Below are 26441 nucleotides of genomic sequence, written 5' to 3'. Positions count from 1 at the left end.
CAGATGAAAGGAATCGAACAGTTCCAACATCAATTGCACTACTCGGTCTATCCGACCAAAAAATTTAAAACGACGACTTGTCTCGTGTCATTCGCCGCTCCATTATCGGCGGAGACGGTTGCAGATCGGGCATTGCTCCCGTTCATTATGGAGAAATCGACGGCAACGTATCCATCCATTGAGTTATTTCACACACCGCTAGAGGAGTTGTATGACACAAACTTATATGCTGGTGCATCTAAGATCGGAAAGGAGCACGTCATCCAATTCCAACTCGAAGTCGTCAACGATCATCTTGTCGGAGAAGACGTATTGAGTCAGGCAATCGAGTTACTCGAAGACGTTCTCCTTCGTCCGAACGCATACGATGGGGCGTTCCAGCCACTCATCGTCGAGCAGGAACGTCGATTGCAACGTCAGCGTATCGAATCGGTCTATGATGACAAAATGCGTTTCGCCCAACAGCGGCTACAAGAAATGCTCGGAGGAGAACTTGCGATTCCGTCACTCGGTACGCTTGAGCAACTCGACCATGTCACACCGAAATCATTGTATGCGGCATATCAATCGATGATTCAACATGACCGTGTGGACATCTATGTTGTCGGGGATGTCAATCGTGAGCAAGTCGAACAGGCTTTCAATCCATTGGAATCCCTTGGGACACGTCAACCACGCCTGTTACCAGAAGCGAGTCGAGGAGAGTTCAAGCGTTTGGAAGAACACCAAGACATTAAACAAAGCAAGCTCCATCTCGCTTATTCACTCAATGTCGACCCAAGAACGGAAGCGGCGATTCGTATGCAAGTCGTGAATGGATTGTTCGGAGGATTCCCTCACTCGAAACTGTTCATGAACGTGCGTGAAAAAGAGAGCCTGGCGTACTATGCCGCTTCACAATATAGTTCCCTCAGTCGGAAGTTGTTCGTCTATGCCGGCATCGATGCGTCGAACCAGCAAAAAACCGAACAGATCATCGAAGAGCAATTGAACGCTTTACAAGCGGGCGAGTTTGAGGATGAGACGTTGCAACAGACGAAAGAGTTGTTGTTCCATCAACGTCGACAACTTGGAGACAGTCCACGTCAATTGATTGCTTGGATGAGTGGAGCAGACGTTCGTCCGTTCTCGTTAGACGAAGAGATGGCAATCATTGAAAACACGACACGAGATCATGTCGTTGCGCTTGCGAAAGAAATGGAACTCGAAGCGGTTTATTGCTTGAAAGGAGGAGAAGCATGAAATTAGACTTTCCTAACGTCGGAGAGACGTTACATCATCACGTTCTCGACAATGGCCTCTCCGTTTACTTGTTGAAAAAGACTGGATATGAAAAAACATTCGCGACGTTCACGACTAAATATGGATCGATTGACCGACGCTTCAAACTAGAAGACTGGATCGAGGTTCCCGATGGTATCGCACATTTCTTAGAACATAAGATGTTCGAGAAAGAAGATGGTGACGTCTTCCAACAATTCGGTCGTCAAGGAGCGTCAGCGAACGCTTTCACTTCCTTCACACGGACGGCTTATTTGTTCGGTGCCACGTCCAAGATTTCGGAAAACGTACAAACGCTACTTGATTTCGTCCAGACTCCTTATTTTACGAAAGAGTCGGTCGAGAAAGAGAAAGGCATCATCGGTCAAGAGATTCAAATGTATCAAGACAATCCGGGATGGCGCTTGTATTTTGGTTTAATTGAGGCGATGTACGAGACACATCCCGTCAAGATTGATATCGCAGGTACAATCGAATCGATTTCAAAGATCACGGCGGAAGACTTGTACACCTGTCATCAAGCGTTCTATCATCCGAGCAACATGGCATTGTTCGTCGTCGGGAACATCGAACCGGATGAGATGTTTGCCTTGATTCGAGATAACCAAGCAGGTAAATCTTTTGAGACACCACGATTGAGTGCTCGTGAGACAGTATATGAACCGACCACGGTTCGTCTGTCAGAACGGGTCATCGAGATGGACGTCTCTGTACCGAAAGTCATGATTGGGTATAAGGATGTACCACAAGCTGGGGAAGCAGGTCTGAAGCAAGAATTGACAGTAGAATTGCTCATGCATGCGCTCTTCGACACGACAGCTCCTCTTTATACAGAACTTTATGCTGAAGGATTGATTGATGATGCCTTCTCGTTTGACTATACGTCAGAGGAAACGTTTGCCTTTGCCGCCTTGTCGATGGAGACGTCGGAAGTAGATGCGTTTGTCGGCCGTGTGACGGAGGCGTTAGAACGTCCACTTCAGTTGAGTCAAGAGACGCTTGACCGGAAGAAACGCATGATGCAAGGACAGTTCTTGAAAGCATTGAACTCACCGGAATTCATCGCAAATCAGTTCTCTCGTTATGCACTCAATGATGGGAATTTGTTTGAAATCCCGACTTTGATTGATGCCATCACGCTTGACGAACTATACGAAGCATACGAGCGCTTGTTCCGCCATGAACAACGAACGGTATGCATCGTCAAAAAACCATGAAGACATTGATTGTTGGAGCGAGCGGTACCATCGGACGTGCCGTCTCGCTCGCTTTTCGTGAAGATGAACTGATTTTGCATGCGAACGAGGGTAGTGAAAGACTCCGTCATTTGATAGATGAAGAGAATCTTTCGGCAGAAATTCTCCCTTGTGACCTAACAGACCGTGACGCTGTTGAGTCGTGGGTGCAGGATATGCTGGACATCGACCGAATTGTATATGTGGCCGGACATGCGCTCCATGGTCTCGTCGTCGACCAGTCGATGGATGAGCTCGACCGGCTGTACGATGTACATGTTCGGGCAATGATCCGACTCATTCAGTCCGTCGTTGCAAGGAAGCCTTACGATCATCACGTGGATATCGTGATCGTCTCGAGTGTATGGGGAGAGGTCGGTGCGGCGGCTGAGGTGTTTTATTCAACCGTCAAAGCGGCACAGCTCGGCTTCGTCAAGGCGTTCGCACGAGAAGCCGGACCGTTCAATGTTCGAGTCAATGCGGTGACCCCGGGGTGGATTGATACGCCAATGAATGATACGGTAGAAGAGTCGAAACAATCCGTGATCGATGATATTCCACTTGGACGTCTCGGTGCGGCAGAGGACGTGGCCAACACGATCCGTTTCTTGTGTTCACCGGACGCCTCGTATATGACGGGCACGGTGATACGCGTCGACGGCGGTTGGCAATGATCCGATTCATGTAAATAAACCTGTTCTTTTCAATTCTTCTAAAATAATTTAAAATAGGCAAGGTAGCGAACTCGCTCGAAAGGATGGTTGGGGATGGAACATAAATTCGAAGAGTGGTATCTCGAATATGAATTGTGTCAGAATCGACCGGGTATCCTCGGAGACATCGCATCTCTCATGGGGATGCTTCAAATCTCCATCGTCACCATCAATGGGGTCGATTTGCAGCGACGGGGAATGTTGCTCAAAGCACCTGCCGCCGATCATGTGCATCGACTCGAGCATATTTTAAAGCGGATGGAAGCTATTGCCGTCATCAAGTTGCGCCGTCCGAAGTTACGAGACCGGATTGCAATCCGTCACGGTCGTTATATCGACCATGATAGTGATGACAAAAAAACGTTTCGCTTCGTCCGTGAAGATTTGGGCATTCTCGTCGATTTCGTTGCGGAACTGATGAAGGAAGAACGCCATTTGTTAATCGGTGTTCGTGGAAATCCACGCGTCGGAAAGACGGAGTCCATCGTAGCAGCGAGTGTGTGTGCGAACAAACGATGGTTGTTTCTTTCCTCGACACTGATGAAACAGACCGTTCGGACCTCATTATTTGAAGAGGAACGGGAAGGCGATCACGTATACATAATCGATGGTGCCGTCTCTACCCGAACGATGGATGAACGACATCGCCAGCTCATTCGTGAAGTCATGCGGTTGCCGGCCGTGAAAGTCATCGAACACCCTGACCTGTACGTCCGAAACACCGATTGCGTGTATGAAGACTTTGATTATATTATTGAATTGAGAAACAATCCGGATGAGACGATCATCATCCCACAAGAAACACATCGTGAGTCAGAATGGTTTGAATAATTATGTGAATGGAAGGTGTGGACCCCTGTGACAGAACTAGGGACTTTTTTGAAACAAAAGCGTGAGGAGAGCGGATTGACGCTCGACCAAATCCAGCAGACGACGAAGATTCAAAAGCGCTATATCATCGCAATCGAGGAAGGTGATTACAAAAATCTCCCTGGCTCTTTTTATGCACGGGCGTTCATTAAGACGTATGCGGAGTCGCTCGGCCTAGATGTGGATGAATTATACGAGACATATGCAAAAGATTTACCGGTCATCGAGGCACAGCCGTCTGTTCAACTCTCTCGGAAGAAAACGTATTCGAAGGCTTCCGAGTCGACAAGTCGGGTCTCGAGATGGGTTCCGAAAGTTCTCCTCGTTCTCACGGTCTTCTTGCTCATCACCGCGATTTATTTCGCAGTGAGAAGCATCGACTTCGGTGGTCAGGATGCAAGTCCTGCCGAACCGCCAAGTTCTGGTGTCACAGTCGACCAGAATGAGGATGTCCCGGCTGATGAACCGGTCGAGGAGGAACCGACTGAAGAGGAGCCGACCGAAGAAGAACCGCCAGCGGAATCTGGTCCGATTGCGGTGAAGGAGTCGAATGGGGCAGATATCACTTATGAACTCGCGACGAACGAGAAACTGTCGACCGAGATTTATGTGAAGGAGTCACCTGCCTCTTACGTAGGTGTTCGTGATACGTCGTTAGAAGGAGCCTTTCTCGCACCGGAGTATCCGAACCAGTCGAAACAGAATCCGATTGTCATTGAAGATGCCGAGACGGACACATTGCGTATTCGAATCGGACTCATCGCAGGCGTTGAGAAAATCGTCGTCAACGGTCGTGAGCTCGAGCTTCAAGAGTCTCCGGTCACACAAAATATTTTTGTAAAGAGAGTCGACGCCGAATAAGTCGACTCTCCTTCTAAGAGGAGGCGTTCTATATGAACCTACCTAACCGATTGACGATGCTACGCGTGGTCTTGATCCCCGTATTCGTCGTCTTACTCGCTGTTGATTTTGATTGGGGAAACATCGCTTTTTTAGGCGCTGATATCCCGATGCACCAATTTATCGCTGGTGTGATTTTTACGATTGCGGCCATTACAGACTGGTTAGACGGACATTTGGCCCGTAAGCATAACTTAGTCACGAACTTTGGTAAATTTATGGACCCGCTCGCAGATAAACTGCTCGTCACGGCGGCCCTTGTGTTGCTCGTTGAGATGGATCTCGTCGCGGCGTGGGTCGTCGTCGTGATTCTATCACGTGAATTTGCGGTTACAGGCTTACGTCTCGTCGCTGCCGATGAAGGGATTGTCGTCGCGGCCGGGAAATCTGGAAAAGCGAAGACGTGGGTGCAGCTCTTTGCCATCATCTTCTTACTGTTCGGTAACCCGATCTTTAGCTATGTCGGGATCCCGTTTGGCGAATGGGCGATGTGGTTGGCGCTCGTACTTACAATTTACTCAGGTGCCGAATATTTCGCACAAAACTATAAGATTATTGTGAAGTCGATGTAAGTCGACAGAGACGAGTTGGTTGATCTAGCTCGTCTTTTTTTTGAAGTTGAGGAGGAAATGAGATGAAACGAGCCGAAATCATTGCGGTAGGAAGCGAGTTGCTCTTAGGGGAAATCGTCAATACGAATGCGAGTTACATATCAGAACAACTGTCGAAGTACGGTGTGCCGGTCTTGTATCATCAAGTTGTCGGGGATAACGCGGTACGAATGCGAGAGACGTTTGAAATCGCCCGTCGTCGTTCCGACTTTGTCATCGTCACGGGTGGACTCGGTCCGACGGCGGATGATGTCACAAAGACAGTCCTTTCCGACTTACTAGACCGTCCGATCGTTCGGGATGAGGAAGCGTATGAGACGATTCAACGATTCCTCGTGTCACGAAATCGATTGATGAATGATGGGGACGCTCGCCAAGCCGACGTGCTCAGCGGAGCAGACGTATTACCAAATCCGGTCGGGCTTGCCCCGGGCATGTGGATTGCCGGAGACACGACGTGGTTGCTTTTACCGGGTGTGCCACGTGAAATGAAAGCTTTGGTCGAGGCGACGTTTCCGCAGAAACTATCAGGAGCGACGCTCGTCTCAGAGTCATTACGGTTTTATGAGATTGGGGAATCCGCTCTCGACGATGCCGTGAAGGACCTATTGGACGGCTCGAATCCGACCGTTGCCCCCTATGCCGAGACGGGAGAGGCAAGACTTCGGATCAGTGCTCGAGCGACGGACGAGGTGACCGCGCGTCAGATGATTGAAGAAGTGAAGACTGAGATTATGAAACGGGTCGGTTCGTACTACTTCGGCTCTGACGATGAAACGATCGCATCACATCTTGTCCAATCATTGTCTAGATTGAATCGTACGTTCGCTGTGGCTGAGTCGTTGACCGGCGGCGAGGTACAATCGATGATTACATCAACACCTGGCGCTTCAGCCATCTTTCTAGGTGGAGTCGTGACCTATTCGGATGAGCTAAAAAATAGGTATTTAGGGGTCGCGCTTGATACAATTGAACAGCACTCAGTCGTCTCAAAAGAAGTCGCCTATGAGATGGTGGACGGATTGTCAAAGACCACCCATGCGGACTATGCCCTCTCTTTCACGGGAGAAGCAGGACCGACATCGAATTCGGGCCGCCCGGTCGGTACGGTCTATATCGGGGTGAAGACACCGAATGGGATTGAGGTCATCGAGCGGACGTATCCACATCAAGAACGGAATATCATCCGTATGCGAGCTGCCAAGGACGGATTATGGTCTCTCATTCAACGAATCAAAAAAGGCGAATAAATGTTCGTAAAAAACTTGTGTATCGTACGGTGTTCACGTATAATAAGAGTATCAATTAAAGGAGGCTCATTTATCTATGAGTGATCGTAAACAAGCGTTAGAAATGGCATTGCGCCAGATTGAAAAACAATTCGGTAAAGGCTCAATCATGCGCCTTGGTGAAAATACAGACCAACAAGTATCAGTCATCCCTTCAGGGTCAATCGCCCTCGACGTCGCGCTCGGTGCGGGTGGATATCCACGCGGTCGTGTCATCGAAGTATATGGACCAGAATCTTCAGGTAAGACGACGGTTGCCCTTCATGCGATTGCAGAAGTTCAAAAGCGTGGCGGTCAAGCGGCATTCGTCGATGCCGAGCACGCACTCGATCCGAAGTATGCTAAAAATCTTGGGGTCAACATCGATGAGTTGCTTCTTTCACAGCCAGATACTGGGGAGCAAGCCCTCGAAATCGCTGAAGCGCTCGTTCGCTCTGGAGCAGTTGATATCCTCGTTGTCGACTCGGTTGCAGCCCTCGTACCGAAAGCCGAGATCGAAGGAGAAATGGGAGACTCGCACGTCGGTCTTCAAGCCCGTTTGATGTCTCAAGCACTTCGTAAGTTGTCCGGTGCGACGAACAAGTCGAAGACGATTGTCATCTTCATCAACCAAATCCGCGAGAAAATCGGGATCATGTTCGGTAACCCGGAAACGACTCCAGGTGGTCGTGCATTGAAATTCTACTCTTCTGTACGTCTAGAAGTTCGTCGTGCGGAGACGCTCAAACAAGGTCAAGATATGGTCGGGAACCGTACGAAGATCAAGGTTGTAAAAAACAAGATTGCACCACCGTTCAAAACGGCGGAAGTCGATATCATGTATGGTGAGGGAATCTCACGTGAAGGGGAACTCATCGATATCGGTGCAGACCTCGACATCGTTCAAAAGAGCGGAGCTTGGTACTCGTTCAATGAAGAGCGTCTTGGTCAAGGTCGTGAAAATGCCAAGCAATATATGAAAGAAAATCCGGCAATCGCAGCTGAGGTCGAACAACAGATTCGTGATCACTACGGATTGAACGGAGAAAAAACGGTTACGGTCGAAGGCGAAGACGACGAAGTCCTCTCACTTCTCGATGACGAATAAGCACATCGTCTCACTCGAATTCTTTCGAGTGAGATTTTTTTAGTATAATTTTTTAGGCAATTGGTAGTTCTATCCTGTCCGTGCATTGCATTCTCCCTATTAAATAAGTACAATAAAGTTATGCGCGGGCTTGCCCGTGTTACTCACTTATTAAAAAAATAAAATAACCTTGCGAAAGGGAGGTGAACATGATGGAATGGCTATACTGGCTTATTCTGATCCTCCTTTTGCCGATAGCTTTTGTTGCAGGTTTTTTTGTGCGTAAATCGATCGCCGAAGCGAAGATTCAAGGTGCCGAGACGGAAGCGACTAAGATTGTAGAGCAAGCAAAACAACAATCGGAAGCGATGCAAAAAGAAGCACGGCTTGAAGTAAAAGAAGAGATGATTCAACTTCGTAATGAGACGGAACAAGAATTGCGTGAACGTCGCGAAGAACAGAAAGTGAAAGAGAATCGCCTCGTTCAAAAAGAAGAGCTTCTTGACCGCAAAGCAGACATGCTCGAGCGGAAAGAGGACTCGCTAGATGAACAGGAACGAGGACTCGAAAAACGCAAGCGTGAAGCAGAAATGCTCGAAAGCAAAGTGGAGGAGTTATACGAAGAGGCACGCCGAGAACTTGTACGCGTGGCATCCCTCTCGAAAGATGAAGCACGTACCATCATCATGGACGAAGCGAAGCAGGAAGCGCTTCACGATGCTGCTCTCCTTCAAAAAGAAATCGAGCAAAAAGCAAAACAAGAAGCGGATAAAAAAGCGAAACACCTCTTATCTCTCACGATGCAACGATATGCAGCTGAACATGTCGCCGAGACGACGGTATCCGTTGTCAACTTACCGAGTGATGAGATGAAGGGTCGTATCATCGGGCGCGAAGGACGTAACATCCGGACGCTCGAAACGTTGACTGGGATTGACCTCATCATCGATGACACACCAGAAGCCGTCATCTTGTCAGGGTTCGACCCGGTTCGTCGTGAAATCGCGAAGATGACGCTTGAAAAACTCGTTCAAGACGGTCGGATTCACCCGGCTCGAATTGAAGAAATGGTAGAGAAGTCTCGCCGTGAAGTGGATGAACGCATTCGTGAATACGGGGAGGAAGCTACGTTTGAAGCCGGAATTCACGGACTCCATCCAGACCTTGTCAAGACGCTCGGTCGCATGCGTTATCGTACGAGTTATGGTCAGAACGTCTTGTCTCACTCGGTTGAGGTGGCACATCTTGCCGGGATGATGGCAGCCGAACTTGGTGAAGATGTCACGCTCGCGAAACGGGCAGGACTCTTACACGATATCGGGAAAGCGATCGACCACGAAGTCGAAGGTAGTCACGTTGAAATCGGTGTAGAACTCGCGACGAAATACAAAGAACATCCGGTCGTCATCAATTCGATCGCTTCCCACCACGGGGACGTCGAGGCGACATCGACGATTGCTGTACTTGTGGCAGCGGCTGATGCCTTGTCAGCAGCGCGTCCTGGAGCTCGCCAAGAGACACTTGAAAGCTACATCCGTCGTCTTGAGCGACTCGAATCAATCTGTGAGTCGTTCGAAGGTGTCGAGAAATCGTATGCGATTCAAGCAGGACGTGAAGTTCGGATTATCGTTCGCCCTGATGTCGTTGACGATGTCGTTGCCGGTAAGATGGCACGTGATATTTGTAAGCGAATCGAGGACGAACTCGATTATCCTGGACAAATCAAAGTGACGGTCATTCGTGAAACACGTTCCGTCGATTATGCGAAGTAAACGAAGCGGAGAATTTCTCCGCTTTTTCTGTTTGAGGGAGGACTTTATATGAAAATTTTATTTATCGGTGATGTGGTCGGGAAACCAGGTCGTGATATATTGACGAAACAAATCGGACGCTTGAAAGACAAATACAACCCGACGTTCATGCTCGTCAACGGTGAGAATGCAGCAAATGGACGTGGTCTTACGAAAAAGATTTACCAACAGTTTTTGGAGCTCGGCTTTCATGGGGTAACGATGGGAAACCACACGTGGGACAACCGTGACATCTTTGATTGGATCGACGACGCCGACCGGATCGTCCGTCCGGCCAACTATCCGGACGGGACACCTGGGGTTGGCATGATGAAGTTGAAACAAAATGGGAAGAAATTGGCCGTGATCAATGTCATGGGAAATGTCTTCTTGCCGTCTCTTGACTGTCCGTTCCGTACCGTCGACCGTCTCGTCGAAGAAGTGCGCGATGAGGTCGATGCGATTTTTGTGGATGTCCATGCTGAGGCGACAAGCGAGAAAATCGCTATGGGCTATCATCTCGACGGTCGCGCTCAAGCCGTTGTCGGGACACATACACACGTGCAGACAGCGGACGAGCGTGTCCTACCGAACGGCACGGCCTACATTACAGACGTCGGCATGACCGGTCCACTAGACGGGGTACTCGGAATGGATGCGTCGACTGTTTTAAAAAAATTTATGACACAACTCCCAGTTCGGTTTGAAGTTGCCGAGGGACGGGAACAACTTAATGGAGTTTTCATTACAATCGATGATCAGACGAAACGAGCGACAAAAATCGAACGAATACACCTAGATGATCAGACCGTCTGGTTTGATTGAACAACCTACCCGAGGGGGAAACAAGAATGGACGTACTCAAAGTTTCGGCAAAATCGAACCCTAACTCCGTTGCGGGTGCTTTAGCGGGTGTGCTACGTGAAAAAGGAACGTGTGAGATACAGGCGATCGGGGCAGGTGCACTGAATCAGTCCATCAAAGCCGTCGCGATTGCCCGAGGCTTCGTCGCGCCAAGCGGTCTCGATTTGATTTGCATTCCGGCCTTTACCGATATTATGATTGACGGAGAGGAACGTACTGCCATCAAGCTCATCATTGAGCCGCGATGAGCGGTCGGGACATAGGTCCTATTCTTGTGAAGAGGAGCCATCGGCGCGGATGGCTCCTCTTTTTTTGTGTAAATCGGACGTTCTATCTTCTCAGTTTCGTCATTTTATGACAAGATGATAAAGAACGTATCGTTCGATCATTAGAGACAAGAGGGGGACGTTTTCAATGGAACAACTTGTGTCAACCAAAGAGACGGAATCAACGACACCAGTAATGAAAGCGATTCAAAAACACACGGCCGGGTTTGGGGCAAAACTGGTCGACGTACCAGTTCCGACACCAGGACCTGGAGAAGTGCTCATTCAAGTCAAAGCGACATCGATTTGCGGGACCGATGTCCACATCTATGAGTGGGATGAATGGTCACAGAGCCGCGTCAAACCACCATACGTATTCGGTCATGAATTTTCGGGGGAAGTCGTGGCGCTCGGAGAAGGGACGAAGCGGATCAAAGTCGGACAGACGGTGTCTGCTGAAACGCATATCGTCTGTCATCAGTGTAAACAATGTTTGCGCGGGCAGTACCACATCTGTAAGAACACAAAAATCATCGGGGTGGACACGCAAGGCTGCTTCGCAGAATACGTCGTCATGCCCGAAGAGAACTTATGGGTGAACCCGGAGTCGATGCCAGCGAAACTGGCATCGATACAAGAACCGCTCGGGAATGCGGTGCACACGGTGTTGGCGAGTGATGTTTCAGCCAAATCGGTCGCCATCGTCGGTTGTGGTCCAATCGGACTCATGGCGGTCGGTGTCGCCAAAGCAGCAGGGGCGAGTCGTGTCTATGCGATTGACGTCAATCCATATCGCTTACAACTCGCCGAAAAGATGGGGGCCGATGTCGTTATCAACAGTTTAGAGGAGAATCCGCTCGAATTGATTGAACGTGAGACCGACGGGGACGGAATCGATGTCGTCTGCGAGATGAGCGGTCATCCGATTGCCATCGATCAAGCGTTTAAGATGGTAACGGCAGGCGGGGACGTCAACGTCTTGTCACTCCCGGCTCGTCCGGTCGCCATCGATCTCACACGGGACGTCGTCTTTAAAGGGGTCCGCGTTCAAGGAATCACAGGACGTAAGATGTATGAGACGTGGGGCCAGGTCTCGACGATGCTCGCGACGGGTCAGCTGAACGTCGAACCGATCATCACACACGTCTTCAAGCTCGAGGAGTTCGAAAAAGGATTCGAACTCATGCGGGCAGGGAAATGTGGGAAGGTCGTCTTAATACCATAAAGGGGGAAACAACATGGCATTTGAACATATTACAGAAGCAATCAACGAGATGAAAGAACAAGGGACATTCCGTAAGCTCGTCCCACTCGAATCAGCACAAGGGAATGAAGTGACAATCGATGGAAAGTCACTCGTCCAACTGTCGTCAAATAACTATCTCGGACTTGCGAACCACCCGCGCTTGAAACAGGCAGCCATTGAAGCGGTCGAGCAATACGGCGCAGGAACGGGATCAGTCCGTACGATTGCCGGAACGTTCGAGATGCATGAAGCATTTGAGCGCGAACTCGCGGAGTTCAAACATACGGAGGCCTCACTCGTCTTCCAATCAGGATTCGCGACGAACCTCGGGGTATTGTCTGCACTGCTTGGACCGGAGGATGTCGTCATCAGTGACGCCCTCAACCATGCGTCAATCATCGATGGGATTCGCCTCACGAAAGCGGCTCGACGTATCTATAAACACGTCGACCTCGAAGACTTGGAGAAGGCGTTGAAAGAGACACAAGATTATCGCACACGTCTTGTCGTGACGGACGGTGTGTTCTCGATGGATGGGAACATCGCACCGCTTCCGGCCATCGTCGAACTCGCCGAGAAGTATGACGCTGCGGTCATGGTCGATGATGCTCACGCATCTGGCGTTCTCGGGAAGAACGGTCGCGGAACGGTCAACCACTTCGGTTTGGACGGTCGTGTTGCGCTTCAGGTCGGGACGCTCTCAAAAGCGATCGGTGTCCTCGGTGGCTATGTCGCCTGTTCACAAGATATTCGGGATTACTTGATCCACAAAGGTCGCCCGTTCCTCTTCTCGACATCACATCCACCGGCAGTCGTGGCGGCGAACCGTGAAGCGATCCGTGTGATGAAAGAGGAAGAAGAGCTGTTCGACAAGCTATGGGCGAACACCGAGTTCTTCAAAAACGGTTTACGTGACCTTGGTTTCGATATCGGACATGCGACGACACCGATCACACCGGTCATGCTCGGCGAAGAGACGCTTGCGCATACATTCTCGGACAAGTTGAAAGAGCATGGTGTATTCGCACAGAGTATCGCTTTCCCGACGGTCGAACGCGGGAAAGCCCGTATCCGGACCATCGTCACAGCGGAACATACACGAGATGACCTCGAACGGGCACTCGAAGCGTTTAAAACGGTCGCGGAAGAGTTGAATGTGACACTACACGCATAAATGAGAACTGCAGACGATCTGTCTGCAGTTCTTTGGTGGATTTGTATATGAAATCGAGTATATTCAAATAGGGCACAGATGAAGTAAATCGAAATATAGCGTATTTCTTAATATTTCAATTACCGTATTTAATTTAATCAGTACATATTAGAAAAGAGGAAAGGCTATGTTTCAGCAAGGGATCTTTCAAGTGGGAATGGTATTAGATCGAGAGACGTTTTCGATTCTGAAGATTTCACCACCATTCATAATAAATGTGATATTTAGTGTCCTGATTTTGATTGGCGTCTTGTACTTTCGGAGTGAGAGTTGGAAAGGGAAATTGTGGAACGTTGTACTGATGTGTTACGCGCTCTTATTCATCTTTGTCTATATAGGAGCCTGGTTTGTGAGGCTGAAATACAACCTTACACCGAGTTTCAACGAGTCGTTCGCCCTCGAACCCTTTCCTGGATGGAAGATTTTTTTCAAGCAATGGATTGAGAACGGTATAGTAGAACCGAATTTGACAGCAAATGCGATTGCGTTTGGTGCATTGCTGTTCTACTTCAGAAAGTTCAAGGGTAAATATACGTGGATATTAAGGCTTTTCGCAGTGATTCCTGTCAGCTTATTTTTCATCATATATATTCCGAAAGTCTTTAGTTGGTTATTGCAATAAAAAAGAAGCAAGGCGCAATGCCTTGCTTAAATCATGATTATTCCTCTAAATCCTCGAGCGGCATAATAAGAATCTGCACCATTGTGGTAGACGAAGATGTGATCATAGCGACGGTCGCAGAACAGGGCGCCACCTTTTTGACGAATGGTGTCCGGTGTCTGAATCCAACTTGACGTCTTCAAATCGAATGCACCGAGCGTTTGTAAGTGTCGGTATGTTTCTTCATCGAGAAGGGTTATGCCCATCTGTTCAGATAGGGCGACCGCACTTCCGGCGGGTTTGTTCTTCTTACGTGCTTCGAGCGCCGGTTCGTCATAACAGAGGCTTCGTCGACCGCTCGGGCTCTCGGCTGAACAGTCGCAAAAAGCGAGGTCTCCGTTAGGGAGTCGAATCACGTCCGGTTCTCCGCCGGTTTCTTCCATCAAGGCGAGTGAGGTCAACTTATCCTGATCAATTTGAATACGCTCCAATATGTCTGACCAGACGACGTCAGAATGACGTTCAACGTTTTCAGTGAAACGAGACTCGAGGGTATTAAGTAATTCGAGGGTTTCTTCGTGTGAAAGCTTCGACATGAGAATCACTCCGATCATGTATTTCTTTCAGTATACGACATTATTTAGTTCAATTTACTTCATTCGTTACAAGAAAGGAGAATCTGGTTTGAACTTTGATGAAACAAACGTCGAACATTTACATGTTCAGTCATTTCAGACAATGGATTTGTTCACATTGAAACATGGCTATTTAAGTCGATTGCCAGCCGGTTCATATCGAGTCACAGATTATTGTGAACTTGACGTGATGGTCACGAGTTCACAATTAGGACGACTTCGGTACATTGATTTGACCTTGCCGTTAGGCGTTTACATAGGGGAAAAACTTTTCTTATTGTATGATCCGTATCGTCGTGAAATCTATTCAACTCAGACACGGATCGATCTCGATAAACGACGCATCTCGACAGTTGATTTTCTAAGTGCTTACCGTCGCGAGTTTCATGACCCTGATTCCTATTCTGTAAAGAAAGAAATTCTGTTTAACCTACCGTCGGATAGCAACTGGAGGGAATTTGGGTTACCAAAAGTGAAGTCGGCAGCGGCGTTCTTATCTCAACTATTACATATATTAGATGTCACTTCGTTTCAGACAATTTTGAAGAATAATCGATTTTTATCTGATTTCAAGAGATGGGCAGATCAGACAAAGTGTGAGTACAGTATCGAACATCATGGGAGAAAGATATGGTCGAATGACTATATGGTGACATGCAATCTTTCAAATGTATCTGAAAGTGATCTCCTGCAATTGGTTACAATGATTGAGACAAGAGAAGAATTAGAAGAATTTCGATTTTTGATTGAGACTGAAGCGTGTATACTTTCACTTTTCATTTTAGGAGATGTTAGGCGAGGCCATGGCGTCGGAGTATTTCAATACGAAAGTGACTAAAAGGAGGAGTGACAATGGAGTTTGAGGATCTATTCTTCTATCATGGGATGATTCATGTGTTTGATTTTCAGCATGATTTAGAATCGAGTTGTTTGACTATACAAGTGAAGTTATTCGATCACCAGAGAAAGCGAAACACGACGTTCCGTGAACGAGTCGAAGTGGGCGGGGTTCATTCCCAGCGAGAAGTGATCAATGTAAAACTATGCTTTGAAGACGTCGTCTATATGGAGGTCATTCAAGAGTCATTTGCGGATGGAATCATCGATGAACCGTCAGATGAGTTCGAAGGTTCGCAAATCAAACGATTCGAGCAATCCGGATATTTGGATTTCTTGACACGAACGCGTTTCTCGTTTTGGGAGTTGATACATGACGACTCAACAATCTTCACGCACTATCGCATTAGCGGTCTGAACTCAGTTTTAGAAATCATCACGCTTTCGGAACCGACCGTTGCATCTGTGATTTCACTCGATTGTAATCGAAAAGGAAGTCCAACCATATACTTCGGTGGAAAGTTCTATACATAAGGCGCCCTCTCTTAGAGAAGGCGCCTCTTGTTTATACAGATGATACGGTCAACATAGACTGTTCAGTCAATCGTCCGATCCAAATCAACGGAAGGGTCAAAAGTGCTCCGAGAAGGTAAACCGAATCGATCGGTAGTCCATCCGCAAGAAGACCGAACAGCAAACTCCCCACACTGAATGCGAGGGCGTATCCCGTTTGTTGCACACTATATACATAGGGAAGTCGCGCAGTCGGGATCTGTTCTTGAATGACGGTATTCGCCTGGATGATGCGCATTTGTGTGGCTGCCCCTTGAATCACTAACGCCAAAATTGCGAACGTAAGATGTTCGGTCACGCCGAACAACAGGGCGGCAACAATGGATAAGACGGCAGTCGAAGGTAGCGAGGGTGCTCGACGAGACCGATAAAGATAGGCACTCGCTGCAATCATACTGATCAAAAATGATGCGTTCAGAGTTCCCCACCAGCCTGTATCGACTTGCAGATGTCGCTCGAGATAGACGAGGAGCAACGCTGAAATCCAGAGCGTGCTGACAAATGATTCATACGTCACAAACCAAGTCACACGACGAGCGAATGGTGACGTTCTTACATAAGTAAGACTATCGCGTAAGGTGATCGATTCCTCCGTTCCATCATCGACGATGTCTTCCGTAAGCGATTGATAGAAGTAAATCGTCACAACCGTCGAAAGGCTGAAGAGAACGAGTGAAACGATTAATGCAAAGGCGCTCGACGTGAGAGAGACGAGCATCGTCCCGAGAGGCCACATCGCGAGTTGGATGAACTGATTGGAACCTTGAACTAGGCTGTTCGCTTGTTGACGATTCGTCGCCAAACTTGGGATGAACGAGGCTTGAATCGGACGTGCGAATCCATCGAGAAATGCAATCCACATGATGAGTCCGAGAACAAGAATCGAATCCGTGAAGAGAACGAGAACAAGGGTGACCGTCTTCATCAGTTGTGACAGGACGAGGGTTTTCCCGAGCGAGAAGCGACTGAGGATGCGGGCGAAAAAGAGTCCGCTGAGCGTCATACCGGCAGTCACGGCAATCGGGAAACTGGCCGCCATGAGAGCGGACCCAGTTTGTTGATACAGCAAGGCAATGAGCGCGACGATGTATAGGACATCGCCAATGTTTGCGAGCCATTGGCTAACGAGCAATGTGTAAAACGATTTCATCACAAATCTCCTCCGAATCTATTCAATTGGGTGGGGTGGACGAATCGTTATTACACATTTTCACCTCTTCATAAAATGATATAAAAATAATTATACAAAATTTGATTAATTCTGTAAACTTGTCATATGGGTGAAATTGTCATAATAGAAGAGTGGAATGATTCAACAAGCTTTGATACTAGTGGTTAAAAAGCAATTACGTGGGTTACTTTACGAAAGTGAATTCAAAAAATAATGAATGATAGGGATGGAACCAGATGCTTGAATATAAATTAAATGACGATATTACATTGAGAATGTTCAATACAGACGATGCGGACGAACTATTCGAGCTGACGATTGCATCGAAGCCTTATTTGCGAGAGTGGCTTGGCTGGCTCGACTATATTGAGACGGTGGAAGATTCGAAGCGGAACATAGAGGGACGAATCAAAGGGTTGATTGAAACGGGCGGGCGCCCAAAATCGTTCGCTTTGATGTATAAAGGAGCACTTGCCGGAACAATTGGATTTAACGAAATCGATCGTGGTATCCAATGTGGCACAATCGGATACTGGCTAGGACAAGAGTTTCAAGGGAAAGGCATCATGAGTCAAGCGCTCGAGACCATCATCGAGTATGGGTTTCAAGATTTGAAGCTAAATAAAATTGAAATCCGAGTCGCGACAGAGAATGTGAAGAGTCGGGCACTTCCGGAACGATTCGGCTTTAAAGAAGAAGGGGTCATTCGAGATGCGGAGTGGCTGTATGACCGTTACGTCAATCATGTCGTCTACGGGTTGTTGCGACATGAATTTTTGCAGCTAAACCATCATTCTAAAGCTTATGATGAGGATGGACATCGTATGTAAACAACGACGAGACATTTTAAAAGGGGACTACTGAATGACAACCATATACTTTGTCAGACATGCACATTCTACCTATACATCAGACGAATTCGCCAGACCGTTATCTGAGAAAGGAATGCATGATGTTGCTGAAATTACAAACCTTCTAATCGATGAGGGGATCGATATCGTGACTTCGAGTCCATATAAACGAGCCGTTCAAACCGTAAAAGGCATCGCGGATTATCTTGGACAGGACGTTGTAGTTTCGGATGATTTAAGAGAGCGAACCTTGACTTCAGAACCGGCTAAAGACTTTACAAGCGCGATGGAGATCGTTTGGCAAAACCCTACGTTCGCATGGGAAGGGGGAGAGTCGAACGATCAGGCTCAATCTAGAGGGGTAGAGGCTCTCATATCACTGCTCCGTACATACGAAGGGAAAAAAGTGGTGCTCGGCACACATGGAAATATTATGGTTCTCATGTTGAATTATTTTGATGTGCGATATGGATATGAATTTTGGAAAGAACTCGACATGCCGGATATCTATAAGGCGACTTTTGAGAACAATACATTGATGAGTGTCGAGAAGTTATATAAACCTCAAGGTTAGAAATCGATTGACTATAGATGGTAAGGATCAAGTTGTCTTCGTACCATTAGATAACCTGAAATCGTACAGACCAAGACCCGCCCTTCACGAGAGGGCGGGTCTTTCGTCTGACTCGAATAATTCAGTTCCGAACTCTTCATACGCCTGTTCATACCGGCGGAGGGAAGATTCCTTATGCATACAGGTGATATTCATCCGCTCGGATGGTGTCATATCGCCCGCATATGTCTTCAACACATGGGCGTTTCGAAGCATCGATGGCGTGACGGAGCGCGCGAGTCCACTTCGTTCGTTCAACTGCCGCATCATTTTTGTGATCATGACGATTGTCAGTTGCTTCGGTTGATTCTTCGCATACACCCAGCGGAACGTCATCCGGGCAAAATCGAATGAGACGAAGACCGGGTCTTCTGAATACCAACGTGGTCGTACCGGGGTCGGGATATCAGCCAGGTAATTCATGAGCAACGATTGATCTTCTTGTGACAGCTTCAACGTGAAACGGTTTCCGAGACGATCATACACGTCGAAGGTGTGATCGGCCAGATGCAAGTCGCTCATTCGCAAACGGATGATGTGATGGACACGCAATCCATATTTATAGAAAAGCGTCACAATCAGTTCGTTCCGATTGACGAGATAAGGATGAGCTTGGAGCTGATTCTCACTCAGTCCTTTCGTCGAACGAATCGTTTGAACGAGTCGGTCGAATTCAGATTCGAGTGCGACTTGGTCGACTGTCAACGTATGTGCCGGTTGGGAATAGGCAAGCATCTTTTTACGAAGCGGATTTAAAAATTGGGTCAGGCTATTGATGACCGTGACGATTCTTGCGACGGTCGCCTGTTGATAGTGCTTCTCTTCGATTAAGAAGTCATTCACGAATGTCTTCCACGATTCGAGCGGAACGTCTAACCAGTCCGTCGGTTCGTTCAGTTCGACATTGTGGTCGTGAAAGTATTTATGCACGTCAATCAAGTCGTAGCGATATCGCTTAAGCGTCGAGGGTTGACGACCGCTGGCGCCGAGATGATAGAGGTACGTTTCAATAAATTCCGGGAGCGGGTAGTCTTTTCTTCGTTTCGTCATGGTCGAGCCTCCTTCTTCCTTTATCCTACCACAAACGGACGTTCTCTATACGCTGATTCGTGGTAAGATGGAAGGTGAGACTTTATGGAATGAGGGATTACATGATTGAACGTGAAAAAGTTGTCATCGTCGGTTGTCAGTTGCCTAGTACCGATGATTGGACATATGAACAGTCGATGGGCGAGCTCGTCGAACTCGTGGACACGGCGCAAGGCGAAGTCGTTGCCAGACTCGACCAAAAGCGTCAACAAATCGACCGTCGTACCTTTATCGGGAAAGGGAAAATCGAGGAACTCGCGATGCTCGTCGAACAGTTCGAGCCGGACTTATTGATTTTCAACGCCGAATTGACACCGGCACAGTCGAAAAACATTCGCATCGCATTGAACGACCCAGATGAGATGAAGTTGATTGACCGCACACAGCTCATTTTGGACATCTTTGCGAGCCGTGCGCAATCGCGCGAAGGGAAATTGCAGGTCGAACTCGCGCAGATGAACTATTTGCTGCCGCGTCTCATCGGTCAAGGCACACAGCTTTCGCGACTCGGTGGTGGAATCGGGACGCGTGGTCCTGGTGAGACGAAACTTGAATCGGATCGTCGTCACATCAAGCGCCGCATCGATGAAATCACGAAACAGCTCGAGGGGACAGTCGCACACCGTGGACGTTACCGAGAACGCCGAAAAGAAAACAGGGTATTCCAAGTCGCGCTCGTCGGGTATACGAATGCTGGGAAGTCGACAATCTTTAACCGATTGACCGATGCCGACACGTACGAGCAGGATGAATTGTTTGCGACGCTCGACCCGTTGACGCGCGAGCTCGAACTTCCGCGAGGTGGGAAAGTACTGATCACAGATACGGTCGGATTCATCCGTGATTTGCCGACGAAACTCGTTGCCGCGTTTCGTTCGACATTAGAAGAAGTTGTCGGTGCCGACTTGATCCTTCATGTCATCGATGCATCGAACCCACATTATCTGAATCAAATCGATACGACGAATGCGGTATTAGAGGAACTCGGTGCGAGTGAGGTGCCTCAGCTCGAGGTATATAATAAGAAAGACCGTCTCACGGAAGACTTCGTCGGCGGACCGCTATTGATCTCGGCAATCGCCTCGGAAGATATCGTGACGTTGACAGGTGCTCTCGAGGATAAGATTGCGGACATTTTGACAAAAGTCCATGTCATTCTCCCGGTGACGGCGTTTGAACACTACCACCCGGCCAAAGAGGCGATGTATCGTCTTGAAGAGAGCTTTTTAGATGACGGTTCTGTCGAATTAGTAGGTTATATGAGAGAAGACACGCGTCTATATGCGACGCTAAAACAATTTGAGGTGTAAGTATGTGGCAAGAAAAGATTGAACATTATGATGCACTCGCGCCGTTCGTAAAAAAAGCGGAGGCACGGGTCAAACCGTTTTTCGAAAGGATTGACGAGACGGCCGAATTCAACCAGTATCGCGTCCTAGAATCGTTTAAAAAGCATAAAGTGTCGGATTTTCATTTTAATCCGACGACGGGATATGGATATGACGATATCGGTCGAGACACCCTCGAGTCGATTTATGCGGATGTGTTTGGAGCCGAGCTCGCGCTATGCCGACCACAAATCATCTCCGGTACCCATGCAATCGGGATTGCCTTATTTGGTGTCCTTCTACCAGGTGATGAGCTTCTCTATATCACAGGGAAGCCGTATGACACGCTTGAGGAGATTGTTGGCATCCGTGGCGATGGTCGCGGTTCGTTAAAAGAACTCGGTGTCCATTACGATACTGTCGAATTAAAAGAGGAACGTGAAATCGACATCGACCGCGTCCTCGAACGGATTCGTCCTGAGACGAAACTCGTTGGGATTCAGCGATCGAAAGGGTATGCGAACCGTCGCAGTATTCCAGTCGATGAAATCAAAGTGGCCATCGAACGGATTAAAGCGGAACATCCGCATGTGTATGTGTTCGTGGACAATTGTTACGGTGAGTTTGTCGAGACGATCGAACCGACGCACGTCGGGGCTGACTTGATGGCTGGTTCCCTCATCAAAAACCCAGGCGGTGGATTGGCGAAGACGGGCGGTTATATCGCTGGTACGAAAGAGTTAATTGAACGGTGTTCGTTCCGTATGACGACCCCAGGTATCGGAAGTGAAGCCGGACCATCACTCTACTCGCTTCAAGAGATGTATCAAGGCTTCTATATGGCACCTCATACAGTCGCACAGGCATTAAAAGGGGCCCATTTGACGGCAAGTCTATTGTCTTTGATCGGATTCGAGACAGATCCCCACTATACGACTCCACGAACGGACTTGATTCAGTCGGTGACGTTCCGTGACCGCGACAAGATGATTGCGTTTTGTCAGAGCATCCAAATGGCATCGCCGGTCAATGCCCATGCGTTACCGGTGCCGGCCTATATGCCGGGTTATGAAGATGACGTCATCATGGCAGCTGGGACGTTCATTCAGGGTTCTTCCATCGAGCTGTCTGCCGATGGTCCGCTTCGGGCACCGTACACGGCGTACGTTCAAGGTGGTCTGACGTATGCTCACGTAAAAGTCGCGCTCATGTTGGCGTTGAGCCAATTACACGGTAAAGGATTGGTCGAATTCAATGACCAAAATCAGCCGACACATTTGTAACTAATCTGTCATGTTAACTTTCTTAACATCTATTGACAGGATTGTTGTCATATATTATTCTCACATTGTGAGACAGAAAAGGAGGGGTAAGGATGGCCGATCAATTTCGTCGCTCCAACCCGTTGTTTCCGATTGGAATCGTCCAAGATTTGACGCAACTGACAGGTAGACAGATTCGGTATTACGAAGAACAGGGTCTGATTTCGCCTAGTCGGACGGAATCGAAACGACGACTTTATTCCTTTAATGATGTCGAACGTCTACTCGCAATCAAGGATTACATTGATCAAGGCTTTAACTTGGCGGCGATTCGCCACATGTTAGAGCAAGAAGGTGAAAAAGAAGCGGAAGCATCTGCTCCGGCCGCACCGGTCAGTGAAGCACCGAAGGTTTCGGAAAAAGAGTTACATCATTTGTTGAAAACACAGCTTCAAGAAGCCGGTCGTTTCAATAAGACGTCGCTCATTCAAGGTGAGCTTTCACGTTTCTATCGATAACGCCGCACACATCAACCATTACGCAATGTGAGAGGGGACATTTTACCATGGCCAGAAAAACGTTCACAAAAGAAGACATTAAACGCATCGCACAAGAGGAAGACGTACGCTTTATTCGTCTTCAATTCACGGACATCCTCGGAACAATCAAAAACGTCGAGGTGCCGATCAGCCAATTGGACAAAGCACTTGATAACAAGATGATGTTTGACGGATCGTCAATCGAAGGATTCGTCCGCATCGAGGAATCAGACATGTACTTGTATCCAGACCTCAACACGTGGGTTGTCTTCCCGTGGACAGATGGCAGCGGAAAAGTTGCTCGCTTAATTTGCGATATTTATAACCCAGACGGTACACCATTCAGCGGTGACCCGCGCGGTACACTCAAGCGTAACCTTGAGAAGATGCAAAAACTTGGTTTCACAGCGTTCAACGTTGGACCAGAGCCAGAGTTCTTCTTGTTCAAAAAAGACGCATCAGGTCGTCCGACTCTTGAACTCAACGACCAAGGTGGATACTTCGACTTGGCACCAGTTGACCTCGGTGAGAACTGCCGTAAAGAGATCGTCATCGAACTTGAAAACATGGGCTTTGAAATCGAAGCATCACACCACGAAGTAGCACCAGGACAACACGAAATCGATTTCAAATACGCAGATGCTGTCACGACGGCAGATAACATCCAAACGTTCAAACTCGTCGTTAAGACGATCGCAGCGAAGTATGGTCTTCACGCGACTTTCATGCCGAAGCCGCTCTTCGGGGTAAACGGTTCAGGGATGCATGCGAACATGTCACTCTTCAAAGGCGACACAAACGTCTTCTACGATCCAAACGGCGACATGGAACTTTCAGACACAGCTCGCGCGTTCACAGCCGGTATCTTGGAGCACGCTCGTGCCTTCACGGCAGTATGTAACCCGACTGTCAACTCATACAAGCGTCTCGTACCAGGCTACGAAGCACCTTGCTATGTTGCATGGAGCGCACGTAACCGTTCGCCACTCGTACGTGTACCAGCGGCACGTGGTCTCTCGACTCGTATCGAAGTACGTTCGGTTGACCCAGCGGCGAACCCGTACCTTGCACTTGCTGCCCTCTTGGCTTCGGGTCTTGACGGGGTCGAAAAAGATTTGAATGCACCTAAACCAATCGATAGCAACATCTACGTGATGGACAAGCCAGAGCGTGTAGCAAACGGAATCGACGATCTCCCGGCGACACTCTTCGACGCACTCGAAGTCCTTCGTGCGGACAAAGTCGTGATGGACTCACTTGGTGAGCATATCGGTGAACACTTCCTCGAGCTGAAAGAAATCGAGTGGGATATGTTCCGTATGCAAGTAACAGAGTGGGAACGCGATCAGTACATGACGCTCTACTAAATAGAAGAGATATATTAAAGAGTATGGAGCATCCCTCAATTTGGGTTGCTCCATACTCTTTTTGATAAATCATAATAGCGGAGATATCTTTATGATTCCGGCTCTTCTCTAACCTTCACAGGGACCCAAACCTCGCTATATACGTTGTCATATCCTGTTTCTATTTTGCTAAATGAAATGCTTGGCAAGTCTTGAAGTGCGTATCCCGAAGAAGGTAACCATTCTGCATAGGTTCTTGCCATCGTCTCTTGTAGAGTGCTTGGGAATGGTCCAGTGTTCGGGAAGATTGCCCATAAACTTTTTGGGATTGAGATCACTTCGAGATCGTCATACTTAATTTCTCTTGTCGTGGCGAAACCGATCATATGTGTCAAATAACCTTCTTCTTCTAAGTGACCGTCATCAAAATTGAACGATGCGTTCAAGGCACGATGCGGATATAAATTGCCCAATTCATGCATGTGAGCCCGTTGCTCTTCCGTAATCGACTTCGCTAGTTCCATGATTTCTTCGTTGACTCCCTCGAATTGAATAGGGACACGCTTTGAAACTCCAACGATTTGAAAAGCTTCTTTCTCTTCTAACTTGAACTCCATTGATGTTCCTCCTTTTATATCGATATAAAACGTGAAGCGAGGGAACGACTTTTGAATGTGATTCTTCATGACTTCAGAAGGCAAATGACCAGACCAATCTCGAAACGCTCTGGAAAACCCTTCCACCGATTGATATCCATAGAGATATGCGATTTCTGTTACGCTTGAACCATGAACCAATTTTTCATTTGCTATAGAAAACCGTCGATTTCGTATATAAGTGTGAAGTGTCATTCCTGACATATACGAAAACATCCTCTTAAAATGATGAGCAGATAGTCCGGTGATTTTTGTGATCTCTGAATCTAAGAGTTCTTCCGTTAAGTGCTGTTCGATAAAGTCCATCAGCTCATTTAATGCTTTTACCATCAAGTTCTCCTCCTTCATAGTTTGACCATATCGGATTTCTTCCAACTCATCTCGATAATTTGCGTGCAGGAAAGATCGGGTCGTATTAGTTTAAGCATTTCATTCATAAAATGGATACCCTATAACACGTTATCATTCCAATTAAAACAAAGGACCACCTTCTGTACTTCACGAAGGTGGTCCTTTGTTGGTTAAAACGCTTTTTTGAAAAACGTTGAAGTATAGTCGAGCGTCGTATGTAGTGTCGTCGCAAACACGAGCCCTAAAAAGAAGGACATGCCATGAATGTCGACCCATGAGCGGATTTCCTCTTCGTAAGCCGTGAAGGGCAGAAGCAGCACGAGCGGGAACCCGATATATGCAATCCGAATCACATCACTCAAAGCAGGTAAGTGCGAGAAGAGCGAACGGTGCGGCATGAGCTTTACGTAAGGGAGCCAAATCAGTTTGAGAGGTCCCCATCGATAATAGGCGTCTGATTTCAAATCGAGGTCCGGGGAGAGCCAGAGTGTACCGATGATGGCACCGATGATCAATGAGAACGGAACATCGATTTCAAGAAAAGGCGTGGCAACCGCGAGTGCTCCGGTTGCCACGAGATTCGTACGGGTATGGGTCTTGCCACTAGCCATTAATGAATCGTCCGGTATACACCGATAACCTTCCCTAAAATCGAGACGTTGTCAAAATACATCGCTTCTAACTCGTCGTTCTCCGGTTGAAGGCGGACCTTCGAAGCTTCTTTGTAAATTCGCTTCACGGTCGCTTCGCCTTCTTCCGTCATGGCGACGACAATCTCTCCATTGTCGGCCGTGCTCTGCTGGCGGACGAGCACCCGGTCTCCGTCTAAAATTCCTGCATTGATCATCGAATCCCCAGAGACAGACAACATATATACATTATCTGACCCGACGATATGTGCTGGAAGAGGGAAGTGCTCTTCCACGTTCTCGATGGCGGTGATCGGTGTCCCGGCAGTGACCTTCCCGATGACCGGTACGTACATGACGGACTCTTGCTCTTCCATTGTCGGCATATCTTCAGTCAAAATTTCAATCGCGCGAGGCTTCGTCTTATCTCGACGAATCAATCCACGCTTCTCTAAACGATCTAGATGACCGTGTACGGTCGAACTAGATGCAAGACCGACGGCTTCTCCAATTTCACGAACAGAAGGCGGATAACCTTTTGCCCGTACTTCGTCTTTGATGAAATCAAGAATCTGCTGTTGTCGCGCTGACATTTTTTTCATTATGTTCACCTCGA

27 protein-coding genes are annotated in these 26441 nt (G+C 48.0%); 21 read left to right on the top strand and 6 right to left on the bottom strand.

Going from position 1 to position 26441, the window contains the following annotated elements; translation table 11 throughout:
* Positions 1-3: 3 nt before the first annotated feature.
* From yfmF to GVY42_RS04055, 13 genes are all read left to right on the top strand, one after another.
* On the top strand, positions 4-1242 hold the full coding sequence (gene yfmF, locus GVY42_RS04115; protein WP_159562412.1) for an EF-P 5-aminopentanol modification-associated protein YfmF: 1239 nt from the start codon (positions 4-6) through the stop codon (positions 1240-1242).
* Entirely contained in the window at positions 1239-2498 is a 1260-nt protein-coding gene (gene yfmH, locus GVY42_RS04110) for an EF-P 5-aminopentanol modification-associated protein YfmH (protein WP_159562411.1), read from the top strand. The genes yfmF and yfmH overlap by 4 nt, the downstream gene beginning before the upstream one ends.
* Positions 2477-3190 (top strand): elongation factor P 5-aminopentanone reductase, encoded by a 714-nt coding sequence (gene ymfI, locus GVY42_RS04105; protein ID WP_230872818.1) that lies wholly within the window; start codon positions 2477-2479, stop codon positions 3188-3190. The genes yfmH and ymfI overlap by 22 nt, the downstream gene beginning before the upstream one ends.
* Positions 3191-3283: 93 nt before the next feature.
* Positions 3284-4060, top strand: a complete 777-nt coding sequence (locus GVY42_RS04100) for a YmfK family protein (protein ID WP_012726484.1) — start codon at positions 3284-3286, stop codon at positions 4058-4060.
* Between the two features lie 27 nt (positions 4061-4087).
* Entirely contained in the window at positions 4088-4960 is an 873-nt protein-coding gene (locus tag GVY42_RS04095; RefSeq protein WP_078147046.1) for a RodZ family helix-turn-helix domain-containing protein, read from the top strand.
* Positions 4961-4992: 32 nt separating this feature from the next.
* On the top strand, positions 4993-5571 hold the full coding sequence (gene pgsA / locus GVY42_RS04090; protein WP_074036832.1) for a CDP-diacylglycerol--glycerol-3-phosphate 3-phosphatidyltransferase: 579 nt from the start codon (positions 4993-4995) through the stop codon (positions 5569-5571).
* Positions 5572-5633: 62 nt separating this feature from the next.
* Positions 5634-6860 carry a competence/damage-inducible protein A gene (locus GVY42_RS04085; RefSeq protein WP_159562410.1) on the top strand — a complete coding sequence of 409 codons (1227 nt, stop codon included), beginning with the start codon at positions 5634-5636 and terminating at the stop codon, positions 6858-6860.
* A gap of 76 nt (positions 6861-6936) precedes the next feature.
* Positions 6937-7986: a recombinase RecA gene (gene recA / locus GVY42_RS04080; protein WP_031423456.1), complete on the top strand. Its 1050-nt coding sequence runs from the start codon at positions 6937-6939 to the stop codon at positions 7984-7986.
* Positions 7987-8174: 188 nt separating this feature from the next.
* Positions 8175-9737: a ribonuclease Y gene (gene rny, locus GVY42_RS04075; protein WP_035387855.1), complete on the top strand. Its 1563-nt coding sequence runs from the start codon at positions 8175-8177 to the stop codon at positions 9735-9737.
* Positions 9738-9785: 48 nt separating this feature from the next.
* Entirely contained in the window at positions 9786-10580 is a 795-nt protein-coding gene (locus GVY42_RS04070; protein ID WP_159562409.1) for a TIGR00282 family metallophosphoesterase, read from the top strand.
* Positions 10581-10606: 26 nt separating this feature from the next.
* A complete protein-coding gene (locus GVY42_RS04065) occupies positions 10607-10867 on the top strand; it encodes a stage V sporulation protein S (protein WP_012726477.1) in 261 nt (86 codons plus the stop codon).
* 166 nt (positions 10868-11033) lie between these two features.
* Entirely contained in the window at positions 11034-12110 is a 1077-nt protein-coding gene (gene tdh, locus GVY42_RS04060; protein ID WP_074036839.1) for an L-threonine 3-dehydrogenase, read from the top strand.
* 13 nt (positions 12111-12123) lie between these two features.
* Positions 12124-13305 (top strand): glycine C-acetyltransferase, encoded by a 1182-nt coding sequence (locus GVY42_RS04055; RefSeq protein WP_074036841.1) that lies wholly within the window; start codon positions 12124-12126, stop codon positions 13303-13305.
* 687 nt (positions 13306-13992) lie between these two features.
* On the opposite strand, the gene GVY42_RS04050 is transcribed toward GVY42_RS04055, so the two are convergent.
* Positions 13993-14541: a DUF4256 domain-containing protein gene (locus GVY42_RS04050; protein WP_159562408.1), complete on the bottom strand. Its 549-nt coding sequence runs from the start codon at positions 14539-14541 to the stop codon at positions 13993-13995.
* An 88-nt stretch (positions 14542-14629) separates the two neighbouring features.
* On the opposite strand from GVY42_RS04050, the gene GVY42_RS04045 reads away from it, so the two are divergent.
* Both GVY42_RS04045 and GVY42_RS04040 read left to right on the top strand, forming a co-directional pair.
* Positions 14630-15418, top strand: a complete 789-nt coding sequence (locus GVY42_RS04045; RefSeq protein ID WP_159562407.1) for a hypothetical protein — start codon at positions 14630-14632, stop codon at positions 15416-15418.
* A 14-nt stretch (positions 15419-15432) separates the two neighbouring features.
* Positions 15433-15951 carry a hypothetical protein gene (locus GVY42_RS04040; RefSeq protein WP_159562406.1) on the top strand — a complete coding sequence of 173 codons (519 nt, stop codon included), beginning with the start codon at positions 15433-15435 and terminating at the stop codon, positions 15949-15951.
* Positions 15952-15982: 31 nt separating this feature from the next.
* Here the strand turns inward: GVY42_RS04040 and GVY42_RS04035 are convergent, their stop codons facing one another.
* Positions 15983-17140, bottom strand: a complete 1158-nt coding sequence (locus tag GVY42_RS04035; RefSeq protein WP_159562405.1) for an MFS transporter — start codon at positions 17138-17140, stop codon at positions 15983-15985.
* A gap of 257 nt (positions 17141-17397) precedes the next feature.
* Here GVY42_RS04035 and GVY42_RS04030 point away from each other — a divergent pair, with 257 nt between their 5' ends.
* Together GVY42_RS04030 and GVY42_RS04025 are read left to right on the top strand one after the other, a co-directional pair.
* A complete protein-coding gene (locus GVY42_RS04030; RefSeq protein ID WP_159562404.1) occupies positions 17398-17991 on the top strand; it encodes a GNAT family N-acetyltransferase in 594 nt (197 codons plus the stop codon).
* Positions 17992-18025: 34 nt separating this feature from the next.
* Positions 18026-18586: a histidine phosphatase family protein gene (locus GVY42_RS04025; RefSeq protein ID WP_159562403.1), complete on the top strand. Its 561-nt coding sequence runs from the start codon at positions 18026-18028 to the stop codon at positions 18584-18586.
* Positions 18587-18670: 84 nt separating this feature from the next.
* Here the strand turns inward: GVY42_RS04025 and GVY42_RS04020 are convergent, their stop codons facing one another.
* The gene (locus GVY42_RS04020) at positions 18671-19675 is read right to left on the bottom strand and encodes a tyrosine-type recombinase/integrase (RefSeq protein ID WP_159562402.1); all 1005 of its coding nucleotides are present in this window, start codon (positions 19673-19675) and stop codon (positions 18671-18673) included.
* A 101-nt stretch (positions 19676-19776) separates the two neighbouring features.
* Between GVY42_RS04020 and hflX the strand changes: the two genes are divergently transcribed.
* From hflX to glnA, 4 genes are all read left to right on the top strand, one after another.
* Positions 19777-21024, top strand: a complete 1248-nt coding sequence (gene hflX / locus GVY42_RS04015; RefSeq protein WP_078147034.1) for a GTPase HflX — start codon at positions 19777-19779, stop codon at positions 21022-21024.
* Between the two features lie 2 nt (positions 21025-21026).
* Positions 21027-22325 (top strand): methionine gamma-lyase family protein, encoded by a 1299-nt coding sequence (locus GVY42_RS04010; RefSeq protein WP_159562401.1) that lies wholly within the window; start codon positions 21027-21029, stop codon positions 22323-22325.
* Positions 22326-22417: 92 nt separating this feature from the next.
* Positions 22418-22822, top strand: a complete 405-nt coding sequence (locus tag GVY42_RS04005; RefSeq protein WP_031423479.1) for a MerR family transcriptional regulator — start codon at positions 22418-22420, stop codon at positions 22820-22822.
* Between the two features lie 47 nt (positions 22823-22869).
* Positions 22870-24210, top strand: a complete 1341-nt coding sequence (gene glnA, locus GVY42_RS04000) for a type I glutamate--ammonia ligase (protein WP_031423481.1) — start codon at positions 22870-22872, stop codon at positions 24208-24210.
* Between the two features lie 89 nt (positions 24211-24299).
* Here the strand turns inward: glnA and GVY42_RS03995 are convergent, their stop codons facing one another.
* From GVY42_RS03995 to lexA, 3 genes are all read right to left on the bottom strand, one after another.
* Positions 24300-25175: an AraC family transcriptional regulator gene (locus tag GVY42_RS03995; protein WP_159562400.1), complete on the bottom strand. Its 876-nt coding sequence runs from the start codon at positions 25173-25175 to the stop codon at positions 24300-24302.
* Between the two features lie 191 nt (positions 25176-25366).
* A complete protein-coding gene (locus tag GVY42_RS03990; RefSeq protein WP_031423485.1) occupies positions 25367-25807 on the bottom strand; it encodes a metal-binding protein in 441 nt (146 codons plus the stop codon).
* Positions 25807-26427: a transcriptional repressor LexA gene (gene lexA / locus GVY42_RS03985; protein ID WP_031423487.1), complete on the bottom strand. Its 621-nt coding sequence runs from the start codon at positions 26425-26427 to the stop codon at positions 25807-25809. The genes GVY42_RS03990 and lexA overlap by 1 nt, the downstream gene beginning before the upstream one ends.
* Positions 26428-26441: the final 14 nt, after the last annotated feature.

This window comes from Exiguobacterium sp. 8A (genome assembly GCF_902506275.1).
Lineage (GTDB): Bacteria > Bacillota > Bacilli > Exiguobacteriales > Exiguobacteriaceae > Exiguobacterium > Exiguobacterium profundum.
This window is presented reverse-complemented; position numbering and strand designations above follow the sequence as displayed.

Excerpts from the sequence above, each read along its gene's own strand:
- GVY42_RS04020 (WP_159562402.1), bottom strand. The coding sequence starts at position 19,675 with ATGACGAAACGAAGAAAAGACTACCCGCTCCCGGAATTTATTGAAACG.
- GVY42_RS04005 (WP_031423479.1), top strand. The coding sequence starts at position 22,418 with ATGGCCGATCAATTTCGTCGCTCCAACCCGTTGTTTCCGATTGGAATC.
- hflX (WP_078147034.1), top strand. The coding sequence starts at position 19,777 with ATGATTGAACGTGAAAAAGTTGTCATCGTCGGTTGTCAGTTGCCTAGT.
- GVY42_RS04050 (WP_159562408.1), bottom strand. The coding sequence starts at position 14,541 with ATGTCGAAGCTTTCACACGAAGAAACCCTCGAATTACTTAATACCCTC.
- GVY42_RS03990 (WP_031423485.1), bottom strand. The coding sequence starts at position 25,807 with ATGGCTAGTGGCAAGACCCATACCCGTACGAATCTCGTGGCAACCGGA.
- ymfI (WP_230872818.1), top strand. The coding sequence starts at position 2,477 with ATGCATCGTCAAAAAACCATGAAGACATTGATTGTTGGAGCGAGCGGT.
- yfmH (WP_159562411.1), top strand. The coding sequence starts at position 1,239 with ATGAAATTAGACTTTCCTAACGTCGGAGAGACGTTACATCATCACGTT.
- GVY42_RS04010 (WP_159562401.1), top strand. The coding sequence starts at position 21,027 with ATGTGGCAAGAAAAGATTGAACATTATGATGCACTCGCGCCGTTCGTA.
- GVY42_RS04030 (WP_159562404.1), top strand. The coding sequence starts at position 17,398 with ATGCTTGAATATAAATTAAATGACGATATTACATTGAGAATGTTCAAT.
- GVY42_RS04040 (WP_159562406.1), top strand. The coding sequence starts at position 15,433 with ATGGAGTTTGAGGATCTATTCTTCTATCATGGGATGATTCATGTGTTT.
- lexA (WP_031423487.1), bottom strand. The coding sequence starts at position 26,427 with ATGAAAAAAATGTCAGCGCGACAACAGCAGATTCTTGATTTCATCAAA.
- GVY42_RS04065 (WP_012726477.1), top strand. The coding sequence starts at position 10,607 with ATGGACGTACTCAAAGTTTCGGCAAAATCGAACCCTAACTCCGTTGCG.
- glnA (WP_031423481.1), top strand. The coding sequence starts at position 22,870 with ATGGCCAGAAAAACGTTCACAAAAGAAGACATTAAACGCATCGCACAA.
- GVY42_RS04085 (WP_159562410.1), top strand. The coding sequence starts at position 5,634 with ATGAAACGAGCCGAAATCATTGCGGTAGGAAGCGAGTTGCTCTTAGGG.
- GVY42_RS04055 (WP_074036841.1), top strand. The coding sequence starts at position 12,124 with ATGGCATTTGAACATATTACAGAAGCAATCAACGAGATGAAAGAACAA.
- GVY42_RS04100 (WP_012726484.1), top strand. The coding sequence starts at position 3,284 with ATGGAACATAAATTCGAAGAGTGGTATCTCGAATATGAATTGTGTCAG.
- GVY42_RS03995 (WP_159562400.1), bottom strand. The coding sequence starts at position 25,175 with ATGGTAAAAGCATTAAATGAGCTGATGGACTTTATCGAACAGCACTTA.
- rny (WP_035387855.1), top strand. The coding sequence starts at position 8,175 with ATGATGGAATGGCTATACTGGCTTATTCTGATCCTCCTTTTGCCGATA.
- yfmF (WP_159562412.1), top strand. The coding sequence starts at position 4 with ATGAAAGGAATCGAACAGTTCCAACATCAATTGCACTACTCGGTCTAT.
- GVY42_RS04070 (WP_159562409.1), top strand. The coding sequence starts at position 9,786 with ATGAAAATTTTATTTATCGGTGATGTGGTCGGGAAACCAGGTCGTGAT.
- GVY42_RS04025 (WP_159562403.1), top strand. The coding sequence starts at position 18,026 with ATGACAACCATATACTTTGTCAGACATGCACATTCTACCTATACATCA.
- tdh (WP_074036839.1), top strand. The coding sequence starts at position 11,034 with ATGGAACAACTTGTGTCAACCAAAGAGACGGAATCAACGACACCAGTA.
- GVY42_RS04035 (WP_159562405.1), bottom strand. The coding sequence starts at position 17,140 with ATGAAATCGTTTTACACATTGCTCGTTAGCCAATGGCTCGCAAACATT.
- pgsA (WP_074036832.1), top strand. The coding sequence starts at position 4,993 with ATGAACCTACCTAACCGATTGACGATGCTACGCGTGGTCTTGATCCCC.
- recA (WP_031423456.1), top strand. The coding sequence starts at position 6,937 with ATGAGTGATCGTAAACAAGCGTTAGAAATGGCATTGCGCCAGATTGAA.